Source organism: Micromonospora sp. CB01531, assembly GCF_001905095.1.
Lineage (GTDB): Bacteria > Actinomycetota > Actinomycetes > Mycobacteriales > Micromonosporaceae > Micromonospora.
Map to the genome: position 1 here is coordinate 11,453 of NZ_LWLS01000071.1, position 20,666 is coordinate 32,118.

Below are 20,666 nucleotides of genomic sequence, written 5' to 3' on the forward strand. Positions count from 1 at the left end.
ACGCGAACATGCCTGCCAGGAGGCCCCGGCTCGTCCGTCCGCCGCGACGCCTGCGTCAGTCGGACTCGACCTTCACGGCGCTCGGCTTGGCGCTTCGTTCGTCGGTGGTGGGCTTGGTCGGGCGCTTGCCGTTCTCGCCGGTGCTGGTGATCTTCGTGGGAGTGGCGCCCCGGCCGCCCTCGCCGGGTACGGCGGCCACGGTCGGCTCGCCGTCCACGCCGGCGGTGGCGGCGCCTCCGTCCACGGTGGTCACCGGTTCGGCGGCCGGGCGGGCCGGGCTGCCGTCCACGGCCGGCTCCGGGGCCGTCGCCGGCTCCCCGGTCGCCGCCGGCGCGGAATCGGCGCCCTCGGGGGAGACCGTCGTGGTGCTCTTCGCGCTGACCGGCGCGGTGTCCTTGCCGGCGGCTGGCGCCGTGGCCGTGTCGGGCGTCCCTGGCGCGGTGTCCTTGCCGGCCACCGGCGTCGTGTCCTTCCCGGAGCTCACCGGCGCGGTCTCCTTGCCGGTCACTGGCGTGGTGCCCTTGCCGGCCGTCGGCGTGGTGGCCTTGCTGGCCCCCGGCGTGGTGGTCTTGCCGGTGACCGGAGTGGTATCCGGACCGGCCGTCGGCGCGGCCGCGCCGGAGTCACCCCCGGGGGTTGTGGCCAGCTCGTCCGGGTCCACCGGGGTGGTGGCCAGGCCGGCGCTGCTCGCCGTCAACCGCAGCTCGGCGAGCTTGCGCTGGAGGTCGTCGGACTCCTGGCGGGACTTCCACGTCTCCGTCCGCAGGTCCGCCAGCTCCTGCTGGGCGTGGGCGATCTCCAACATCACCTGGGCGAGCTGCTGCCGGCCGGCGGCCACCTCCTGCTGGGTGGCGGCGAGGTGCTGCTGGGTGGTGGCCAGATGCTGCTGGGTGGTGGCCGCGTACTCCTCGAACTGGCGGCGCGAGGCGGCGACGTGCTCGTCGGCCTTGCGGCGCTTGTCGGCGGCGTCGACCTCGGCCCGGCGCAGCAGCTCGGCACCCTCCTCCTCGGCCTGCCGGCGCATGTTGAGCGCGTCCTGCTCGGCCGCCTTCCGGATCTTGGCGGCACTCTGCTCGATCTCCTGGCGGCGGGTGGCGTACGCCTTCTCCAGCTCGTCCTGCCGCTTCTTGTGCTGCTTGTCGAGCTCGTCGCGACGCTTGGCGTACTCCTGCTCGGCGGTCGCGCGGCGCTGGGCGAACTGCTTGTCGGCCGCGTCCCGCCGGGCGTTGACCTCCTTCTCCACTCCGGCCCGCCAGGCGCCCAGCTCCTGCTGCGTCTGGGCGCGGGCCTGCTGGACGTACGCCTCGGTCTCGGTGCGCATCCGCTGGACGTACGCGTCGACCTCGGCGCGGTTGCGCTTGCCGGCCTCGGCAGCCTCGGCGGCGAGCCTGCTGGCCTCGGTGCGGGCCTGGCCCCGGGTGGCCTTCGCCGCCTCCTCCGAGTCTTCGACGATCTTCTTGGCCTCGGCGAGCGCCTTGGCGTGGGTGGCTCGGCCGGCCTCGGCCGCGGATTCGGTGAGGCGCTTGGCCTCCTGCTGCGCCTTGCCGTGCACCTCCTTGGCCGCCTCGCGGAGCTGGGTCGCCTCCTTCTGGGCCTTGGCCAGCGCCTCCTTGGCGGCCTCGCGCAGTCGGGCGGCCTCCTGCTGGGCGCGGCTGTGGATCTCCTTGGCGGTGTCCCGGAGCTGGGTCGCCTCCTGCTGAGCCGTGGCCAGCGCCGTCTGGGCCGTCCGGCGCAGCCTGGTGGCCTCGTCGTTCGCGTCACGGCGGAGCTTGGTGGTCTCCTCGGCGGCGTCCTTGCGGAGCTTGGTGGTCTCCTCGGCGGCGTCCTTGCGGAGCTTGGTGGTCTCCTCGGTGGCGTCCTTGCGGAGCTTGGTGGCCTCCTCCTTGGCCGCCGTGAGGGTGGCCTCCGCCTCGGCCTTGCGAGCGGCGGTGAGTCGCTCCTCCTCGGCCCGCCGGGCGGCGAGGGCGATCTCGAAGTCCTTGAGGGCCTGGGCGGACTGCTCCCGGGCCTCCTCGATGATGTGCTCGGCGGCCGCACGACGGGCCTCGATCTCCTCGTTGGCCGCGGCGACGATCTCGTCCGCCTGCTCCTCGGCCATCAGGAGGATCTGCTCGACCCGGGGACCGAGGTGCCGGAACGAGGCTCGGTCCACCACGCCCACCTGCTTGCGCACCTGGGCGAGGTCGCGTTGCAGCACCTCGACCTGGCCGGCCAGCTTGTGGATCTGGGTGTACGCCTGCTCCCGCTCGGCCGTCAGCGCCGTGATCTCGTGCTCCGCACGAGCGACGTATCGGTCGACCTGTCGTTTGTCGTACCCCCGCAGCGCGGACTCGAAGCTGGGCTCCGTGGTCACGTCCCCGCCGAGGGCGAACAGTTCCTCGCCGTGCGACATGCCCCCATCCTCACACGCATCCGGCTCTGCTGGGGCGATACGGACGCCCCTGCTGGGACCTACTTCACTGACCTTTCGAAACGGGCGGGAAATGCATGACGGCGCGGGGTGGCACCGGTTACCCGGTGTCACCCCGCGCCGTGGCTCATGCCCCGGTGCGGGTGTCTCAGCTGGCCGACTCGGCGGTCACCTTCTCCTCGGCGCCACCGGACTTCGCCGCCGGCTTGGCGCCGCCGCCCGGCACGCCAGGCACGATGCCGGCGAGGCCGGAGAGCATCTGCCCGAGCTGCGAGGTGACGGCGTCCTTCTGCCGGGTGAGGTCCTCGACCTCGCGGCGGGCCGCCTGGGTGGTCAGTTCCGCCTCGGTGCGGGCCTCGCTGAGCAGGCGCTGCGCCTCGGCCTTCGCCTCGTTCAGGGTCTTGTCGGCCAGCGCCTTGGCCTTGTCCACCGTCTCGTTGGCGGTGCGCTCGGACTCGACCCGGCGGGCCTCGGCCCGCTGCTCGATCTCCTTGGCCCGCTCCTGGGCGGCCCGGGCCCGCTGCTCGGCCTCGCTGACCAGCTTCTGGGTCTGCGCCACCTGGGCGGCGTGCCGCTCGGACTCCTCGCGCTCGGCCTTCTCCCGCCGCTCGGCGAGCTGGAGCTCCAGGGCCTGGAGGTCCTTGTCGCGCTTGTCCCGCGCGTCGGTCAGCAGCTTGGTCGCCTCGGCGCGCTTCTCCTCGGCCTCCCGAGCGGCCTTGGCCCGCTGCTGGGTGATCTCCCGCTCGGCGGTGGCGCGCAGGGTGGCGACCTCACGCTCGACGGTGGACTTCAGCTCGGCCACCTCGTGGGCGGTGACCGTACGCAGCTGCTTGGTCTCCCGCTCGGCGTCGGCGCGCAGGGTGTCCGCCTCGCGGCGGGCCTGCACCCGGACCTCGGCGGCCTCCCGCTCGGCGGCGGTACGGACGCTGCCGGCCTCCCGCTCGGCGGTGGCCTTCATGGCGGCCGCCTCGGCGCGTGCCTTGTCGGTGATCTCGCGCGCCTCGAGGCGGGCCGCGGAGAGGATGCCCTCCGACTCGCGCTTCGCCTCGTTGCGGTGGTCGTTGGCCTGCTCCTCGGCCAGCCGGAGGATCTGCTCGACGCGGGTGCCCAGGCCGGAGAGGGTCGGCCGGCTGTTCTCCTCGAGCTGCTTGTTGGTGTCGGCGAGCTTCTGCTCCAACGCGCCCTGGCGCTGCTCGGCCTGGCGGAGCCGACGCTGGGCGTCGTTCATCCGCTGCTCGGCCTCGGCCCGGGCCTGCTCGGACTGGCTCAGCGCGGCGCTCAACCGGCCGATGAAGTCGTCGACCTGGTTGGTGTTGTATCCGCGCAGGCCGACGGTGAAATCTGGCTGCGTGTTCGCGTTATCGAAGAACGCAAGAGGGGAGGACTGCTGCTGGGGCATTGGGACATACTGGCAGACGCCCCAGGGTGCTTCGCAAGAGCGGTCCGAAGCTTTCGTGTCCTGTTTACATGGTCAACTTCGGGAGCCGGTTGGGACCGGGCTGAACCGGCGATCTTGGCAGCTCCCAGGCGCGCCGGGCGGGACGCGAGGCGCGCGCGGAAAGGGCCGTGGGTCGGTGGCCCGCGGCCCTTTGTCGAGCATCGCCGAATCGCGCACGGCGCAATGGAAAGCGCAATGCCTCCACCATGCGGATGGTGCCGGGATCACCCGGACGGGTCAGTGCCCGCGGAACCGGTTGATCGCCGTTTCGTGCCGGGCGCGCAGCTCGCTGTCGCGGACACCGAGGCCGTCGTTTGGGGCGAGACAGCGCACGCCCACCTTGCCCTGGTGTGTGTTGTGGTGCACCTCGTACGCGGCCTGGCCGGTCTGCGCCAACGGATAGGTCCGCGAGACCGTCGGATGGACCTTGCCGAGCGCGACGAGCCGGTTGGCCTGCCAGGCCTCGTGGTAGTTGGCGAAGTGGCTGCCGACGATCCGCTTGAGGTGCATCCAGAGGTAGCGGTTGTCGTACTGGTGCTGGTAGCCGCTGGTGGAGGCGCAGGTGACGATGGTGCCGCCGCGCTTGGCGACGTAGACACTGGCGCCGAAGGTCTCCCGGCCGGGGTGCTCGAAGACGATGTCCGGGTCCTCGCCGCCGGTCAGTTCGCGGATCCGCTCGCCGAAGCGGCGCCACTCGTCCGGATCCTGGGTCTCCTCGTCCCGCCAGAACCGGAAGCCCTCGGCGGCCCGGTCGATGACCAGCTCGGCGCCCATCCGCCGGCACAGCTCGGCCTTCTCCGGCGAGGAGACCACGCAGACCGGGATCGCCCCGCCGCCCAGCGCCATCTGGGTGGCGTAGCTGCCCAGGCCGCCGGAGGCACCCCAGATCAGCACCACGTCGCCCTGCTTCATGTTCGCCCCGTGGTGGGAGACGAGCTGCCGGTACGCGGTGGAGTTGACCAGGCCGGGGCTGGCTGCTTCCTCCCAGCTCAGGTGGCGCGGTTTCGGCATGAGCTGGTTGGCCTTGACCACGGCCAGCTCGGCCAGGCCGCCGAAGTTGGTCTCGAAGCCCCAGATCCGCTGCTGCGGGTCGAGCATGGTGTCGTCGTGGCCGGCCGCGTCCTCCAGTTCCACCGAGAGGCAGTGCGCGACCACCTCGTCGCCGACCTTCCACCGGGTCACCCCGGGCCCGGTCCGCAGCACCACGCCGGCCGCGTCCGACCCCACCACGTGGTACGGCAGGTCGTGCCGCCGGGCCAGGTCGGAGACGCGGCCGTAGCGCTGGAGGAACCTGAAGGTCGGCAGCGGCTCGAAGATGCTGGTCCAGACCGTGTTGTAGTTGATCGCGCTGGCCATCACCGCGACCAGCGCCTCACCCGGGCCGAGCTCCGGGGTGGGCACCTCCTGGAGGTGCAGCGCCTTGCGCGGGTCCTTGTCCCGGGTGGCCATGCCGTCGAACATCCGGGTGTCCTCGGCGCGGACGACCACGCCCCGGTAGCTCTCCGGTACCGCCAGGCCGGCGAGGCCGGCGAGTTCCCGCTCCGGCTGCGCGGAGCCCTCCGCCGCCATGATCGCATCGAGGATGTCCTGCACGGTGACCTCCCGTTCGTCCGCACCCACACCGGGGCAGGGGTGCTGCCATCGTCGGCGCCGGTGCGACGGGTCCGCCATGTCGGCAATCGACACATCCGGCACCGGTCGCACTCCTGTGGGGCCGGACGTTACTGAACGGTAGCTAGGGCCGGAAGCCCCCTGTGAAAAACTGCATCCGCCGATGCGTGGAGACGTCCGCGGGACCGCCGAACCGCGCACCGCCGCGCGTTCCCGCGGGTGGGGGAGGGCCACTCGACCCTCCCCGCGGCTCACCGGGTGGCCGGCTCGACCAGCTCGACCAGGACGCCGCCGGCGTCCTTCGGATGCACGAAGTTGATCCGGGAGTCGGCGGTGCCCCGCTTCGGGGTCTCGTAGAGCAGCCGTACGCCCCGCTCGCGCAGCGCCGCGCAGGCCGCGTCGATGTCGGTCACCGTGTATGCGACCTGCTGCACGCCCGGCCCGTTGCGGTCCAGGAACTTCGCGATCGTCGACTCCGGCGACAGTGGGGCGAGCAGTTGCACGCAGCCACCCTCGGTGGTCGGCCCGACGGCCAGCATCGCCTCGCGTACGCCCTGCTCGGCGTTCGTCTCGATGTGCACGCAGCGCATCCCGAAGGTGCGCTGGTAGAAGTCGATCGCGGCGTCCAGGTCCGCCACGGCGATCCCGACGTGGTCGATGCGGCGCAGGCCGATGTCTGTGACATAGTCGGCAGCGGGCTCGACGGGGGAGTTCTCAGCCATGGCGCTAGTCTGACCGAACAATCGTTAAGGCGTACAGGTCGGCACCCCCCCTCGGAGGCAGGCATGGCTTCGGTGATCGTCAGCGGCGCGCGGACCCCGATGGGGCGCCTGCTGGGCAACCTCAAGGACCTCCCGGCGACGAAGCTCGGTGGCATCGCGATCAAGTCGGCGCTGGAGCGCGCCGGCGTGACCCCCGACCAGGTGCAGTACGTGATCATGGGGCAGGTGCTTCAGGCCGGCGCGGGTCAGATCCCGGCCCGCCAGGCGGCCGTCGAGGCGGGCATCCCGATGACCACCCCGGCGCTGACCATCAACAAGGTCTGCCTCTCCGGTCTGGACGCCATCGCGCTGGCCGACCAGCTCATCCGGGCCGGCGAGTTCGACATCGTGGTGGCCGGCGGCATGGAGTCGATGACCAACGCCCCGCACCTGCTGCTCGGCCAGCGCAGCGGCTACAAGTACGGCGACGTCACGATCAAGGACCACATGGCCCTGGACGGCCTCACCGACGCCTGGGACTGCTGCTCAATGGGCGAGTCGACCGAGCGGCACGGGGCGAAGCACGGCATCACCCGCACGGAGCAGGACGCCTTCGCGGCGGCCAGCCACCAGCGCGCCGCGGCCGCCCAGAAGAACGGCCACTTCGCCGAGGAGATCACCCCGGTGGTCATCCCGCAGCGCAAGGGTGACCCGCTGGTGATCAGCGAGGACGAGGGCATCCGTCCGGACACCACGGCCGAGTCGCTGGCCAAGCTGCGCCCGGCGTTCGCCAAGGACGGCACCATCACCGCCGGCAGCTCCTCGCCGATCTCCGACGGCGCCGCCGCTGTGGTGGTGATGAGCAAGGCCAAGGCCAAGGAGCTGGGGCTGACCTGGCTGGCCGAGATCGGCGCGCACGGCAACGTGGCCGGCCCGGACAACTCCCTGCACTCGCAGCCGTCCAACGCCATCAACCACGCCTTGAAGAAGGCCGGCCTGACCGTCTCCGACCTCGACCTCATCGAGATCAACGAGGCGTTCGCCGCGGTCGGCATCCAGTCCACCCGGGACTTGGCCGTCAGCCCGGAGAAGGTCAACGTCAACGGCGGTGCCATCGCGCTCGGCCACCCGATCGGCATGTCCGGCGCCCGGCTGGTGCTCACCCTGGCGCTGGAGCTCAAGCGCCGGGGCGGCGGCACCGGCGCGGCCGCGCTCTGCGGCGGCGGCGGCCAGGGCGACGCGCTGATCATCCACGTGCCGTCGGGTGCCGCTGACCAGTGAGCGTGCGGAGTGAGCCGGGTTTGCGAGCCCCGCAGTCGCGAACTAAGGCGGCAAAGTGAGCGAAACCGTCGAGAACGCCCCGGCCGCGGCCACCGGATCGGTGCGTCGCAGCCGGGACGTGCCGATGCTGGTGGAGCGGGCCCGCGCGGGTGACCCCCGCGCGGTGGCCCGGCTGATCACTCTGGTCGAGTCCGGCGACGAGGTGCTGCCGCAGGTCGCGGCGGCTCTCGCGCCGTACGCCGGGCACGCCCAGGTGGTCGGGCTGACCGGGTCGCCCGGGGTGGGCAAGTCGACCACGACCAATGAGCTGGTCCGGGCGCTGCGGGCGCGCGGTCACCGGGTCGGGGTGCTGGCCATCGACCCGTCCAGCCCGTTCACCGGCGGGGCGATCCTCGGCGACCGGGTCCGGATGCAGGACCACGCGACCGACCCCGGCGTCTACATCCGCTCGATGTCCAGCCGGGGGCACCTCGGCGGGCTCTCCGCGGCGACGCCGCAGGCGGTCCGGGTGCTGGAGGGCGCTGGCTGCGACGTGGTGCTGGTGGAGACCGTGGGCGTCGGGCAGGCCGAGGTCGAGGTGGCCTCGCTGGCCGACACCACGCTGGTGCTGCTCGCCCCGGGCATGGGCGACGCCATCCAGGCGGTCAAGGCCGGCATCCTGGAGATCGCCGACGTCTTTGTGGTCAACAAGGCCGACCGGGACGGCGCCGACGCCACCGTCCGTGACATCCAGGGCATGATCGCGCTGGGCGAGCGCGGGCCGGGGGAGTGGCGGCCGCAGGTGGTCCGGGCGATCGCCGCGCGCGGCGAGGGGATCGACGACATCGCCGCCGCGATCGACAAGCACCGGGACTGGCTGGAGCGGCACGGCGAGCTGCGCCGCCGCCGGGAGGCGCGGGCCGCCGCCGAGATCGAGGCGATCGCGCTCGGCACCCTCCGGGCCCGGATCGGTTCGCTGCGCGACGGTACGCAACTGCCGACGCTCGCCGCCAAGGTGGCCGAGGGTGCGATCGACCCGTACGCCGCCGCCGCCGATTTGCTGGCCCAGCTGGGGGCCTGAGCGGTCCACTGCGGACCTGGCCCAACTAGTACGCTCGCACCGCCTCATGGCGATCGTGGGGTTGGACGAGGGGCGGGTGGAGCATGGCTGACGAGGCGACCCAGGAGCTGTCGGTGACGCCGGACGCGGTGGCGGGCGGCGCGACGCACGTCTCCGACGAGGTGGTGGAGAAGATCGCGGTGGCCGCCGCGAAGTCCGTGCCCGGGGTGGCCGAGCTCGGTGGCGACGTGGCGCGGTTCTTCAACGCGGTGCTGGACCGGGTCGGGCTGGACCAGGTCGGCGACGCGCGGCGGGGTTGCTCGGCGCACGTCACCAACGGCGCGGCGGTGGTCAACCTGGTCATCGTGATCGACGGAGGCCGGCCGGTCCCCGAGGTGACCGACGCGGTCCGTTCGGCGGTGACCTCGGCGGTGGAGGCGTACGGGCTGCGGGTCGACGAGATCAACATCCGGGTCGACGACGTCGCCCTGGGCGGCCCGGTGGCACCGTCGGCCTGAGCCTGGTTACCGGCCGGTACCCAGATCCTTAGCGATCGTTCAGGCCACCGTTCTACACTCGGTCTTCAGTCGAGGACTCGAGGAGGAGCTCCGCGCATGGACGCCGACGAGATCGCCGCCGGTCGGGCCCGCTGGCAGGCCCGCTACGACGCCGCCCGCAAGCGGGACGCGGACTTCACCACGCTCTCCGGCATGACCGTGGACCCGGTGTACGGCCCGCCGGAGGGCGTGCCCTACCCCGGATTCGAGCGGATCGGCTGGCCGGGCGAGTTCCCGTACACCCGGGGGCTCTACCCGACCGGCTACCGCGGGCGGACCTGGACCATCCGGCAGTTCGCCGGCTTCGGCAACGCCCAGCAGACCAACGAGCGCTACCAGATGATCCTCGGCGCCGGCGGCGGTGGGCTCTCCGTCGCCTTCGACATGCCGACGCTGATGGGCCGCGACTCCGACGACCCGCAGTCGCTCGGTGAGGTCGGCCACTGCGGCGTGGCGATCGACTCGGCCGCCGACATGGAGGTGCTGTTCAACGGCATCGACCTGGCCGGCGTGACCACCTCGATGACCATCTCCGGCCCGGCCGTGCCGGTCTTCTGCATGTACCTGGTCGCCGCCGAGCGGCAGGGCGCCGACCTGTCCCGGCTGGACGGCACGCTCCAGACGGACATCTTCAAGGAGTACATCGCGCAGAAGGAGTGGCTCTTCGACCCGGAGCCGCACCTGCGCCTGATCGGCGACCTGATGGAGTACTGCGCCCGGGAGATCCCGAAGTACAAGCCGCTGTCGGTCTCCGGCTACCACATCCGCGAGGCTGGCGCGACCGCCGCGCAGGAGCTGGCGTACACCCTGGCCGACGGGTTCGGCTACGTCGAGCTGGGGCTCTCCCGCGGGCTGGATGTCAACGTCTTCGCCCCGGGGCTGAGCTTCTTCTTCGACTCCCACGTGGACTTCTTCGAGGAGATCGCCAAGTTCCGGGCCGCCCGCCGGATCTGGGCCCGGTGGCTGCGCGACGTCTACGGCGCCACCAGCGAGAAGGCGCTCTGGCTGAAGTTCCACACCCAGACCGCCGGGGTGTCGCTGACCGCCCAGCAGCCGGTCAACAACGTGGTGCGTACCGCGGTGGAGGCCCTCGCGGCGGTGCTCGGCGGCACCAACTCGCTGCACACCAACGCTCTCGACGAGACCCTGGCCCTGCCCACCGACGAGTCGGCCGAGATCGCCCTGCGTACCCAGCAGGTGCTGATGGAGGAGACCGGGGTGACCAACGTGGCCGACCCGCTCGGCGGCTCCTGGTACGTCGAGGCGCTCACCGACCGGATCGAGGCCGAGGCGGAGGAGATCTTCGCCCGGATCAAGCAGCTCGGCGGCGACGGCCCGCACAAGATCGGCCCGATGACCTCGGGCATCCTGCGCGGCATCGAGGACGGCTGGTTCACCGGGCACATCGCCGAGTCGGCCTTCGTCTACCAGCAGGCGCTGGAGAAGGGCGACAAGAAGATCGTCGGCGTCAACTGCCACACCGGCACCGTCGCCAAGGAGCTGGAGATCCTGCGCATCTCACACGAGGTGGAGCTGGAGCAGCGCCGGGTGCTCGCCGAGCGCAAGGCCGCCCGCGACGACGCCGCGGTCAAGGCCGCCGTGCAGCGCATGGTCGAGGTCGGCCGGACCGGGGAGAACATGATCCCCGCCATGCTGGACGCGGTCCGCGCCGAGGCCACCCTCGGCGAGATCTGCGACGCGCTGCGCGCCGAGTGGGGCGTCTACCGCGAGCCCGCCCGCTTCTGAGTGACCGCGCCGGTGCCGGGACGCCCGGTACCGGCGCCCACCTGGCGTGAGAGTTGCAACTGTCGCCGTCGCGGTTGATCTGAGTTCAGCGGGACACGTGCGAGACTAGATAACCATGAGCGACCCACGGATCACCTCGTCGATCTTCACCCGCGGCGCGGTCGACCTCAGCGCCCTGCGCAGCACCGCCCCCAATCCCGCCCCGGCCAAGTCCGGTCCCCCCGCCGGGGCGCCCGGCGGGGCGGTCGGTGGGGTCAGCGTCATCGACGTCACCGAGGCGACCTTCCAGTCCGAGGTCCTCGAACGCTCGCTGACCACCCCGGTGATTGTGGACTTCTGGGCCGAGTGGTGCGAGCCGTGCAAGCAGCTCTCCCCGGTGCTGGAACGGCTGGCGGTGGAGGGCGCCGGCGCGTGGGTGCTCGCCAAGGTGGACGTGGACGCCAACCCGCGGATCGCCCAGATGTTCCGGGTGCAGGGCATCCCGATGGTCTACGCGATCGTCGGCGGGCAGCCGATCGACGCCTTCTCCGGGGTGGTGCCGGAGGCCCAGCTGCGCCAGTGGATCCAGGCCGTGCTGAAGGCCGGCGGGGTCAGCGTCGAGGCGCCCGAGGACCCGCGCCTCGCCGAGGCCGACGACGCGCTGATGACCGGCGACCTCGACGCGGCCGAGCGGGCCTACCGGAAGATCCTCGCGGAGTCCCCGGCGGACGCGGCGGCGGAGGCGGGGCTGGCCCAGGTCGGACTGGCCCGCCGGGTGGCCGGCGCCGACCCGCAGGCCGCGCTCGTCGCCGCGCAGGCCAACCCCGACGACGTCGACGCCCAACTGCTGGCCGCGGACATCGAGGTGCTCAGCGGCCTGGCCGAGCAGGCCTACCAGCGCCTGGTCGGCCTGGTCCGCCGCACCGCCGGTGACGACCGGGAGAAGGTACGCCAGCACCTGGTCGGCCTGTTCACCATCGCCGGTCCGGAGGACCCTGCGGTCGCCTCGGCCCGGCGGGCCCTGGCGAGCGCCCTGTTCTGAGCACGTAGCACGCCAGCGCGGGCCGGCGTACCGGCCGGCCCGCCCCGATCATCGAGGACGGGAGCCTATGATGCGCCGGATCGCCGTCCTCGACGCGCCGACCAACCTCGGCTTGCGCCCACCCACGGCCAGCTCGGTCCCGGGCTGCGCCAAGGCTCCGGGTGCGCTGCGCGACCACGACCTGCTCGCCCGGCTGCGGGCCCGCGACGCGGGCTGCCTCACCCCACCCCGGTACGACCCGGGCGACTGGCGCCCCGGCGACGGGGTCTGCCATGCCCCGGAGATCGCCGCGTACTCGGCGGCGCTGGCCGACCGGATCGGCGCGATCATCGACCGGGGGGAGTTCCCGCTGCTGCTCGGCGGGGACTGCTCGGTGCTGCTCGGCTCGGCGCTGGCCATGCACCGGCTCGGTGAGGCGGTGGGCGGCCGGATCGGGCTGGTCTTTGTCGACGGCCACTCCGACTTCCGGCACCCCGGCAACGCCTCGTACGTGGGCGCGGCGGCGGGGGAGGACCTGGCCCTGGTCACCGGCCGGGGGCAGGCCGACCTGGCCGCGATCGAGGGGCGACGCCCCTACTTCCGGGACATCGACGTGGTGGTCCTCGGCATCCGGGCGCAGGACGAGTACCGGCTCGACCTGCAGGCCGCCGGCATCACCACCCGGCCGGTGCCGGCGCTGCGCGCCGAGGGTGCCGCCCGTACCGCCCAGTGGGCACACGAGCAGCTGGCGGACTGCGCCGGCTACTGGGTGCACATCGACGTGGACGTGCTCGACCCGGCGGTCATGCCGGCCGTCGACGCCCCCGACCCGGGCGGGATCGCCTTCGCCGAGCTGGAGATCCTGCTCGCCGGGCTGGTGGACACCCCGCACTGCCTCGGGGTCGAGCTGACCGTCTTCGACCCCGACTACGACCCCGACGGGTCGTACGCCGCCGAGATCGTCAACACCGTGGTGGCCGGGCTCGCGCCGGTCTCCGCGCCCAGCGCGACGCCGCCGCGGCTGCTGCCGTCCGGCCCGGTCGCGCCCGCCCCTCGGCCGGGCAACGGCCGTCCCGCGAACCGCCGCGTCCTGCCCTCCCCGGTGGCGACTCCGGCCCCCGCGGTCGCCGTGGAGCCGATCGGCCCCGCACCGACCCCAAGCGAGCTCGCCGACGGCGACCCCGCTGTCTCCCTGGCCGCCGACGTGGACAGCGACGAGGCGCCGTCCGCCGGGACTGCCGGGCCGGGCCCGTTGCCACCGGTGGGGGCGGACGAGGGCGACGGGCCCGAGCAGGTCGGTCCGGGGTCGGGCCTGCTGCGACGCGTCTCAGCGCGGGACGCGGCTGCGACCCCCGAGCCGGTCGGGCCGCCCGCGTCGGCGGGTCCGGGCCTGCTGCGCCGGGTACCAGTGGCCGAGGAGGGGCCGACCGCGTCAACCGGCAACGCCTCGTCGCGGCCGGGCATCGACATCGCCTGACCTCCGCCGACGCTCGCCTGATCGGGAGAGGGACGGCGGGACGCGGGTCAGCGGGTGGGGAGGGCGCGGAGGAAGCGCGCGGCGATCGGGACCGCGCTGGCCGTGCTCGACCCGCCTTGCTCCACGAAGACCGCGAAGGCGATGTCGCCCTGCCAGCCGACGAACCAGGCGTGCGTGTGCGCCGGGTTGTTGTCGTACTCGGCGGTGCCGGTCTTGCCGTACACCGGGCCGCCGGGGACGCCGGCGAGGGCGCTGCCGGTGCCGCTGGTGACCACCGCGCGCATCATCGTCTTCAGCGCCGCCACCGACTCCGGCTTCAGGTCCGGGCCGGCCGGGGCGGGCTGCTGCGGGGCGGGATCGAGCAGCAGCTTCGGCTGCTCCCAGTGGCCCCGTGCGACGGCGGCGGTGGCGGCCGCCATGGCGAGCGGGCTGACCACCGTGGTGCCCTGGCCGATCGCCGCGGCGGCCTGCTCGGTGGGGCCGCCGTTCGCCGAGACCTTGCCGGTGAAGGCGTCCACGCCGAGGTCCCACTTCGCCTCCAGGCCGAGGACGCGGCCGGTGACCGCGAGCCCGTCCGGCCCGAGCTGCGGCGCCAGGAAAGCGAAGGCGGTGTTGCAGGACTTCGCGAAGTCGGTGGTGAACGGGACCGACCCCAGCTCGAAGTTGTCGGAGTTCTTGAACGAGCGGCCGTCCACGTCCAGGGTCTTCGGGCAATCCACCCGGACGTCCGGAGTCACCGCCCCCTTGTCCAGCAGGGTGAGCGCGCTGACCATCTTGAACGTCGAACCGGGCGGCACCTGGGCGGTGAAGGCGAGGTTTTCGCCGGCCGGGCCGGGTCCGTTGGCGGCGGCCAGCACGGCGCCGTCGCTGATCCGTACGGCCACCAGGGCGGAGCGCCGGGCCTGCCCGCGCAGCGCCGCGTCGGCGGCGTTCTGGGTGGCCACGTCGAGGGTCGTCTTCAGCGGCTGGCCCGGCTTCGGCTCGCTGCGGAAGACCTCGATGCCGGTGGGGGTGGTGGTGCCCTCGGACCCGGGGCGCTCGGTGACCACGGCCAGCCCGGGGACGCCGCGCAGCCGCTCGTCGTACCGGCCCTGGAGGCCGCCGTGCCCGACCAGGTCACCGGCGACGTAGCGGTCGGGGTGGGCCTTGAGGTCGTCGGCCTGCGCCGGGTCGACCGAGCCGAGCAGGGCCCGGGCGAACTCCCGGGTCGGCGCCAGGTCGAGCTGGCCGGTGGGGAACCTCGTGCCGGGCAGGTCGTAGATCCTGGGCTTGATCTGGCGGTACGCCTCCTCCCGCAGGGTCACCACCTCGACGAGTGCCCCCGGGTCGGCCTCCTCGAGGCGCTTCGGCAGGTCGGCGAGGTCGACCGGCGGGGTGAGCGGGGGCCGGATCGCCTTGAACGCGGCGTCCAGCTGGCGGACCAGCGCCGGGACGTCCTTGACCTCGGCGGGGTGCACGCCGACCCGGACCACCGGGCGGGGCGCGACGATCGGGTTGCCCGCAGCGTCCAGCACCCCGGCCCGGGGTGCGCGGTCGCGGCGCAGCGCGAGCCGGTCGCCCGGCTCCAGCTTCTCGTGCACCACGGCGGGCTCCCAGATCACCTGCCACTGGTCGTCGGCGCCGTGCCTGAGGCGTACCGGGGTCTCGTAGCTCCAGCGGGTCTGACCCGGCAGCGTCCAGGTGACCTGGACCCGCGCGGTGGCGATGTCGGCGGTGATCTTCGGCTCGCCGGCGGCGGTCAGCTCCGGCGGGGTGCCGGCCAGGTCGCCGGCGAGCGCCTTGAGCTCCTTGGCCACCTCGGCGGCCGGGACGCGCGCCCCGGTGGGGTCGATGAAGCCCACCGCCTGCAGATCGCCGGAGCGCCAGCCCTTCAGGAACGCGGCGACACTCTGCTCCGGCCCGTCCGCGCCGGAGCAGCCGACCAACCCGCCCGCGACGAGCACGGCGGCGGCCAGCGCCGCACGGACCGGCCGGCGAGGGGAGAGGCGGTGGCGAACGGGGTACGACGTGGGCATGCAGCAGTCCCTCCGGTAGGAAACTGCCCTGCACGCTAGTACGGCGGGCCCTTCTCCACCGCCCCGCGAGCAGGCAAAGAGCGCAGTGGGGCAGTGTGATGAACATCCCCAGTCCGGGTACTCCGCGACCGGGTTGACCACGGAACCGCAACGGGTGAAAGGACAGAGTCCCGATCCGGACGTCCGGCCAGTGGTCCGCCGACGAACGGGCAGAACGGTAGGGCCTAGGCTGGGCGGGAGAGTGACCCACAACGCGGTGGGTCGAGGGGAGTGGCACCGATGGACCGGCGTCCGGCGATCAAACCGGGACCCGACCTCCGGCAGGTTGATACCAGTCGGGACGATGACAGCTTCGATTCGGCGACCGACGGGGACGGTTTCGGCCGTCTCGACACAGGAGCGACCGGGATGACCGGTTCGAGCGTCGACACGCTCTACGACCTGGGCCTGCCCACGCAGGCGCTGGCCGAGGAGTCGGACGACGCCGAACTGGACGAGCCGGTACCCAACGCGGAGCGCCTGGTGGCCCAGGCGGTCGCGCTGGCCGGCGACGACCACGACGCGGCGACCCTGGTCAGCCGCTTCTGGCGGTTCGCGCCGGACGAGGAGCTGATCGGCTTCACCGCGGAGGAGATGCTCGACGCCGCCCGGGCGCACCGGGACCTGGCTCAGCAGCGCGTACCGGGCGAGCTGAAGTTGCGCATCCACGAGCCGGACGCCGACCAGCACCACACCGTCATCGAAATCGTCACCGACGACATGCCCTTCCTGGTCGACTCGGTGACCGCCCTGCTCAACTCGCACCACATCGACGTGCACCTGCTGGTGCACCCGCTGGTCGTGGTCCGCCGCGAGCCGCTGGGCCGGCTCACCGAGGTCTCCGCCGACGTGGAGCCGGACGACGCGATCGCCGGTGACCTGGTCGAGAGCTGGATGCACATCGAGATCGACCCGATCCGGGACCCGGCCGAGCGGGAGAAGCTGCGCAAGGAGCTGCAGCGGGTGCTCACCGACGTTCGGGAGGCCGTCGAGGACTGGCCCAAGATGCGCCAGCGCGCCCTGGCCCTGGCCGACGAGCTGGCCGCCGCGCGCACCTCGGACAGCCGGCCGCCGGTGCCGGAGAAGGACATCACCGACTCGGTGGAGCTGCTGCGCTGGCTGGCGCACGACCACTTCACCTTCCTCGGCTACCGCGAGTACCGGCTCGTCGACACCGACGGCGCGGACGGCGGCCAGGCGCTCGAAGCCGTCCTCGGCACCGGGCTGGGCATCCTGCGCTCCGACTCGCCGGAGGCCCGGGCGCTGTCGTCGATGACCCCCGAGGCGCACGAGAAGGTGCTCGAGAAGCGGCTGCTGATCATCACCAAGGCCAACTCGCGGGCCACCGTGCACCGCTCGGCCTACCTCGACTACATCGGCTTCAAGATCTTCAACGAGGCCGGCGAGGTGGTCGGCGAGCGCCGGTTCCTGGGCCTGTTCTCCACCGCGGCCTACCGGACCAGCGTTCAGGAGCTGCCGGTGGTCCGCCGCAAGGTCGCCGAGGTGCTGGACCGCTCCGGGCTGAGCCTGCGCAGCCACTCCGGCAAGGACCTGCTCCAGATCCTGGAGACCTACCCGCGCGACGAGCTGTTCCAGATCAAGACCGACGACCTCTACCACGCGGTGATCGGCGTACTGCGCATGGCGGGCCGCCGGCAGCTGCGGGTGTTCCTGCGCCGGGACGGGTACGGGCGGTTCATCTCCTGCCTGATCTACCTGCCCCGGGACCGGTTCACCACCCAGAACCGGCTACGCATGCAGGACATCCTGCTGCGCGAGCTGAACGGCGTCGGAGTCGACTACACCACCCGGGTCACCGAGTCGATGCTGGCCCGGGTGCACTTCATCGTCCGGACCGACCCGAACAACCCGCCCGGGGATATCGACGCCGACCTGCTCGCCGAGGAGCTGGCCGACGCCACCCGGCTCTGGGACGACGACTACCGGCTGGTGCTCGAGCGCAAGCTCGGCGACGAGCAGGCCAAGCACCTGTTCAGCAGGTACGCCGACGCGTTCCCGGAGGGCTACAAGGACGGGCACACGCCGTACGAGGCGATGAAGGACCTGGCCAAGCTGGAGCTGCTGGAGGAGTCCGGCCAGCTCGAGATGCACCTGTTCCGCAAGCAGCTCGCGGCGCGGGTGAACGGCGGCGGCCGGGGCGTGGACGTCGACGAGACGATGGACGTCCGGTTCAAGGTCTACCGGTACGGCGAGCCGATGATGCTCTCCGCCGTGCTGCCGGTGCTGCACTCGCTCGGCGTCCGGGTGGTCGACGAGCACCCGTACGAGGTGGAACGGGTCGACGGCCGGATCTGGCTGTACGACTTCGGCCTGCGACTGCCCGAGGTGCACCAGGATCTGGCCGAGGTGCGCCCGCACGTGGAGAACGCCTTCGCCGCCGCCTGGAGGGGCGAGGCCGAGGTGGACGGCTTCAACGAGCTGGTGCTCCGGGCCGGGCTCACCTGGCGGCAGGTGGTGGTGCTCCGGGCGTACGCGAAGTACCTGCGGCAGGCCGGCACGGTCTTCTCACAGGAGTACATGGAGCAGACGTTCATCGCGTACCCGGCGATCGCGTCGCTGCTGGTGGAGCTCTTCGAGACCCGGTTCGCCCCGGGGGCCACCACCATGGACGAGCGGCGGCAGCGCAGCGGCGAGCTGGTCGGCGCGATCGGCGCGGCGCTGGACGACGTGGTCAGCCTCGACCAGGACCGCATCCTGCGGTCGTACCTGACGTTGATCCAGGCCACCCTGCGGACCAGCTTCTACCAGAGGCCGGTCGGTGGGCGGCCCAAGTCGTACGTCGCGTTCAAACTGGACCCGCAGGCGATCCCGGACCTGCCGGCGCCGCGGCCGAAGTTCGAGATCTTCGTCTACTCGCCCCGGTTCGAGGCGGTGCACCTGCGGTACGGGCCGGTGGCCCGGGGCGGCCTGCGCTGGTCCGACCGGCGGGAGGACTTCCGCACCGAGGTGCTCGGTCTGGTCAAGGCGCAGATGGTGAAGAACGCCGTGATCGTGCCGGTGGGCGCCAAGGGCGGCTTCGTGCTGAAGCAGAAGCCGGGCGACCGGGACGAGGCGGTGGCCTGCTACAAGGAGTTCGTCGGGGCGATGCTGGACGTCACCGACAACATCGCCAGCGGGGAGATCGTGCCGCCGGAGGACGTGGTCCGGCACGACGGCGACGACCCGTACCTGGTGGTGGCGGCGGACAAGGGCACCGCGACGTTCTCCGACATCGCCAACGAGATCTCGGCCGCGCACAACTTCTGGCTGGGTGACGCCTTCGCCTCCGGCGGTTCGGCGGGCTACGACCACAAGAAGATGGGCATCACCGCCCGGGGCGCCTGGGAGTCGGTGAAGCGGCACTTCCGGGAGCTGGGGCACGACACCCAGACCCAGGACTTCACCGTGGTCGGCGTCGGCGACATGTCTGGCGACGTGTTCGGCAACGGGATGCTGCTCTCCGAGCACATCCGGCTGGTGGCCGCCTTCGACCACCGGCACATCTTCCTGGACCCGGACCCGGACGCGGCCACCTCGTACGCCGAGCGGAAGCGGCTCTTCGAGCTGTCCCGGTCGTCCTGGGAGGACTACAACCAGGAGCTGATCTCCGAAGGCGGCGGGGTGTACGCGCGTACCGCCAAGTCCGTGCCGATCTCGCCGCAGGTGCGTGCGGTGCTCGGCCTCGACGAGGACGCGACGCAGCTCAGCCCGCAGGAGCTGATGAAGGCCATCCTGACCGCGCCGGTGGACCTGTTCTGGAACGGCGGCATCGGCACCTACGTGAAGGGGTCGACGCAGACCAACGCCGAGGTCGGGGACAAGTCCAACGACGCGATCCGGGTGGACGGCAAGACCTTGCGCTGCCGGGTGGCCGGCGAGGGCGGCAACCTGGGCTGGACCCAGCTCGGCCGGATCGAGTACGCGCAGAACGGTGGGCGGATCTACACCGACTTCATCGACAACGCGGCCGGAGTGGACTGCTCCGACCACGAGGTGAACATCAAGATCCTGCTCAACACGGCGGTCGCCGACGGCGAGCTGGACCGGCCCGCGCGCGACGAGCTGCTGGCGGAGATGACCGACGAGGTCGCCGAGCTGGTGCTGCGGGACAACTACGAGCAGGCCCGGGCGATCAATAACGCCCAGGCGCAGGCCGCCTCGCTGCTCCCGGTGCACCGCCGGATGATCAACGAGCTGGAGCGCTCCGGGGCGCTGGACCGGGCTCTGGAGGCACTCCCGCCGGACGAGGAACTCGCGGTCCGGACCGAGAACGGGCTGACCGCGCCGGAGTTCGCGGTGCTGCTGGCGTACGTCAAGATCGTGCTGGAGCGGGAGATCGTCGCCGAGGGACTGGCCGACGAGGAGTGGACGACCGACATCCTGGTCAACTACTTCCCCACTCCGCTGCGCGAGCGGTTCGCCGGCCGGATGGGCCAGCACCGGCTGCGCCGGGACATCGTCACCACCGTGCTGGTCAACGAGGCGATCAACCGGGGCGGCATCTCGTTCGTCTTCCGGACGGTCGAGGAGACGGCCGCGTCGGCTGCGGACGTGCTGCGGGCGTACGTGGTGGTGCGCGAGGTGTTCGGGCTCCGCGAGCTCTGGAACGCGATCGAGGCGCTGGACAACAAGGTCTCGCCCGAGTTGCAGACCAGCGTCTTCCTGGACACCCGCCGGCTGCTCGACCGCGCGGTGCGCTGGCTGGTGACCAACCGGCGCTCGCCGATCGACGTGCCGGGGGAGATCGCTCGGCTGCGGGACGGGGTGGCCCGGCTCCTGCCCGACCTGGAGAACCTGTTCTACGGCAGTGAGCGGGAGGCGATCGCCGCCCACATCGACTCGCTGACCGAGACGGGGCTGCCCCGGGAGCTGGCCGCGCAGGCGACCCGGCTGATGTACAGCTTCGGCCTGCTGGACGTGGTGGAGACCGCCCAGTCGACCGGCCGGGACGTGGGCGAGGTGGCCTCGGTCTACTTCGTCCTCTCCGACCGGTTCCGGGTGGACGCCCTGCTGTCGAAGATCTCCCTGCTGCCGCGGGAGGACCGCTGGCAGACGCTGGCCCGGATGGCGCTGCGCTACGACCTGTACGCCGCGCTGGCCGCGCTCACCGCAGAGGTCCTCGGCTCCACCCCGGACAGCGTGTCGCCAGCCGACCGGGTGCAGGAGTGGGAGCAGGCGAACGCCACCTCGATCCACCGGGCGCACCGGGCGATGGGGGAGTTCGACGAGTCCCGCGCCGACCTCTCCGCGCTGTCGGTGCTGCTGCGGCAGATCCGTACCCTGGTGCGGACCTCGGCGGCGGCCTGACCCCGCACGGACGCCGGCGCGGCCCGGTGGTCGGTCACCCGACCA

Annotated in this window: 11 protein-coding genes and 1 pseudogene; 7 read left to right on the plus strand and 5 right to left on the minus strand. The window is 72.3% G+C overall.

The genetic code is table 11. The features are described from left to right. Positions 1 to 55: 55 nt before the first annotated feature. The 4 genes from A6A27_RS18900 to mce all read right to left on the minus strand — a co-directional run bounded on the left by A6A27_RS18900 (position 56) and on the right by mce (position 6,181). A complete protein-coding gene (locus A6A27_RS18900) occupies positions 56 to 2,392 on the minus strand; it encodes a hypothetical protein (RefSeq protein ID WP_073835949.1) in 2,337 nt (778 codons plus the stop codon). A 166-nt stretch (positions 2,393 to 2,558) separates the two neighbouring features. Further along, positions 2,559 to 3,809, minus strand: a complete 1,251-nt coding sequence (locus tag A6A27_RS18905) for a DivIVA domain-containing protein (RefSeq protein WP_073835950.1) — start codon at positions 3,807 to 3,809, stop codon at positions 2,559 to 2,561. 276 nt (positions 3,810 to 4,085) lie between these two features. Further along, positions 4,086 to 5,441 (minus strand): crotonyl-CoA carboxylase/reductase, encoded by a 1,356-nt coding sequence (ccrA, locus tag A6A27_RS18910; RefSeq protein WP_073836016.1) that lies wholly within the window; start codon positions 5,439 to 5,441, stop codon positions 4,086 to 4,088. 269 nt (positions 5,442 to 5,710) lie between these two features. Continuing rightward, positions 5,711 to 6,181 (minus strand): methylmalonyl-CoA epimerase, encoded by a 471-nt coding sequence (mce, locus tag A6A27_RS18915; RefSeq protein ID WP_073835951.1) that lies wholly within the window; start codon positions 6,179 to 6,181, stop codon positions 5,711 to 5,713. 63 nt (positions 6,182 to 6,244) lie between these two features. Between mce and A6A27_RS18920 the strand changes: the two genes are divergently transcribed. From A6A27_RS18920 to A6A27_RS18945, 6 genes and pseudogenes are all read left to right on the plus strand, one after another. Further along, entirely contained in the window at positions 6,245 to 7,441 is a 1,197-nt protein-coding gene (locus A6A27_RS18920) for an acetyl-CoA C-acetyltransferase (RefSeq protein ID WP_073835952.1), read from the plus strand. 124 nt (positions 7,442 to 7,565) lie between these two features. Continuing rightward, complete coding sequence (meaB, locus tag A6A27_RS18925) at positions 7,566 to 8,501, plus strand: methylmalonyl Co-A mutase-associated GTPase MeaB (protein ID WP_443189983.1); 936 nt, start codon at positions 7,566 to 7,568, stop codon at positions 8,499 to 8,501. 83 nt (positions 8,502 to 8,584) lie between these two features. Next, positions 8,585 to 8,998 (plus strand): Asp23/Gls24 family envelope stress response protein, encoded by a 414-nt coding sequence (locus tag A6A27_RS18930; RefSeq protein ID WP_073835954.1) that lies wholly within the window; start codon positions 8,585 to 8,587, stop codon positions 8,996 to 8,998. A gap of 96 nt (positions 8,999 to 9,094) precedes the next feature. Then, the gene (locus A6A27_RS18935) at positions 9,095 to 10,783 is read left to right on the plus strand and encodes an acyl-CoA mutase large subunit family protein (RefSeq protein WP_073835955.1); all 1,689 of its coding nucleotides are present in this window, start codon (positions 9,095 to 9,097) and stop codon (positions 10,781 to 10,783) included. A 115-nt stretch (positions 10,784 to 10,898) separates the two neighbouring features. Further along, complete coding sequence (locus A6A27_RS18940; protein WP_073835956.1) at positions 10,899 to 11,804, plus strand: tetratricopeptide repeat protein; 906 nt, start codon at positions 10,899 to 10,901, stop codon at positions 11,802 to 11,804. A 67-nt stretch (positions 11,805 to 11,871) separates the two neighbouring features. Next, positions 11,872 to 12,898 (plus strand): annotated as a pseudogene (locus tag A6A27_RS18945) (arginase family protein); the annotation flags it as partial. Between the two features lie 409 nt (positions 12,899 to 13,307). Here A6A27_RS18945 and A6A27_RS18950 read toward each other — a convergent pair. Continuing rightward, positions 13,308 to 15,275 (minus strand): penicillin-binding transpeptidase domain-containing protein, encoded by a 1,968-nt coding sequence (locus tag A6A27_RS18950; RefSeq protein ID WP_073835957.1) that lies wholly within the window; start codon positions 15,273 to 15,275, stop codon positions 13,308 to 13,310. A 279-nt stretch (positions 15,276 to 15,554) separates the two neighbouring features. On the opposite strand from A6A27_RS18950, the gene A6A27_RS18955 reads away from it, so the two are divergent. Continuing rightward, complete coding sequence (locus tag A6A27_RS18955) at positions 15,555 to 20,621, plus strand: NAD-glutamate dehydrogenase (protein WP_073835958.1); 5,067 nt, start codon at positions 15,555 to 15,557, stop codon at positions 20,619 to 20,621. Positions 20,622 to 20,666 lie beyond the last annotated feature (45 nt).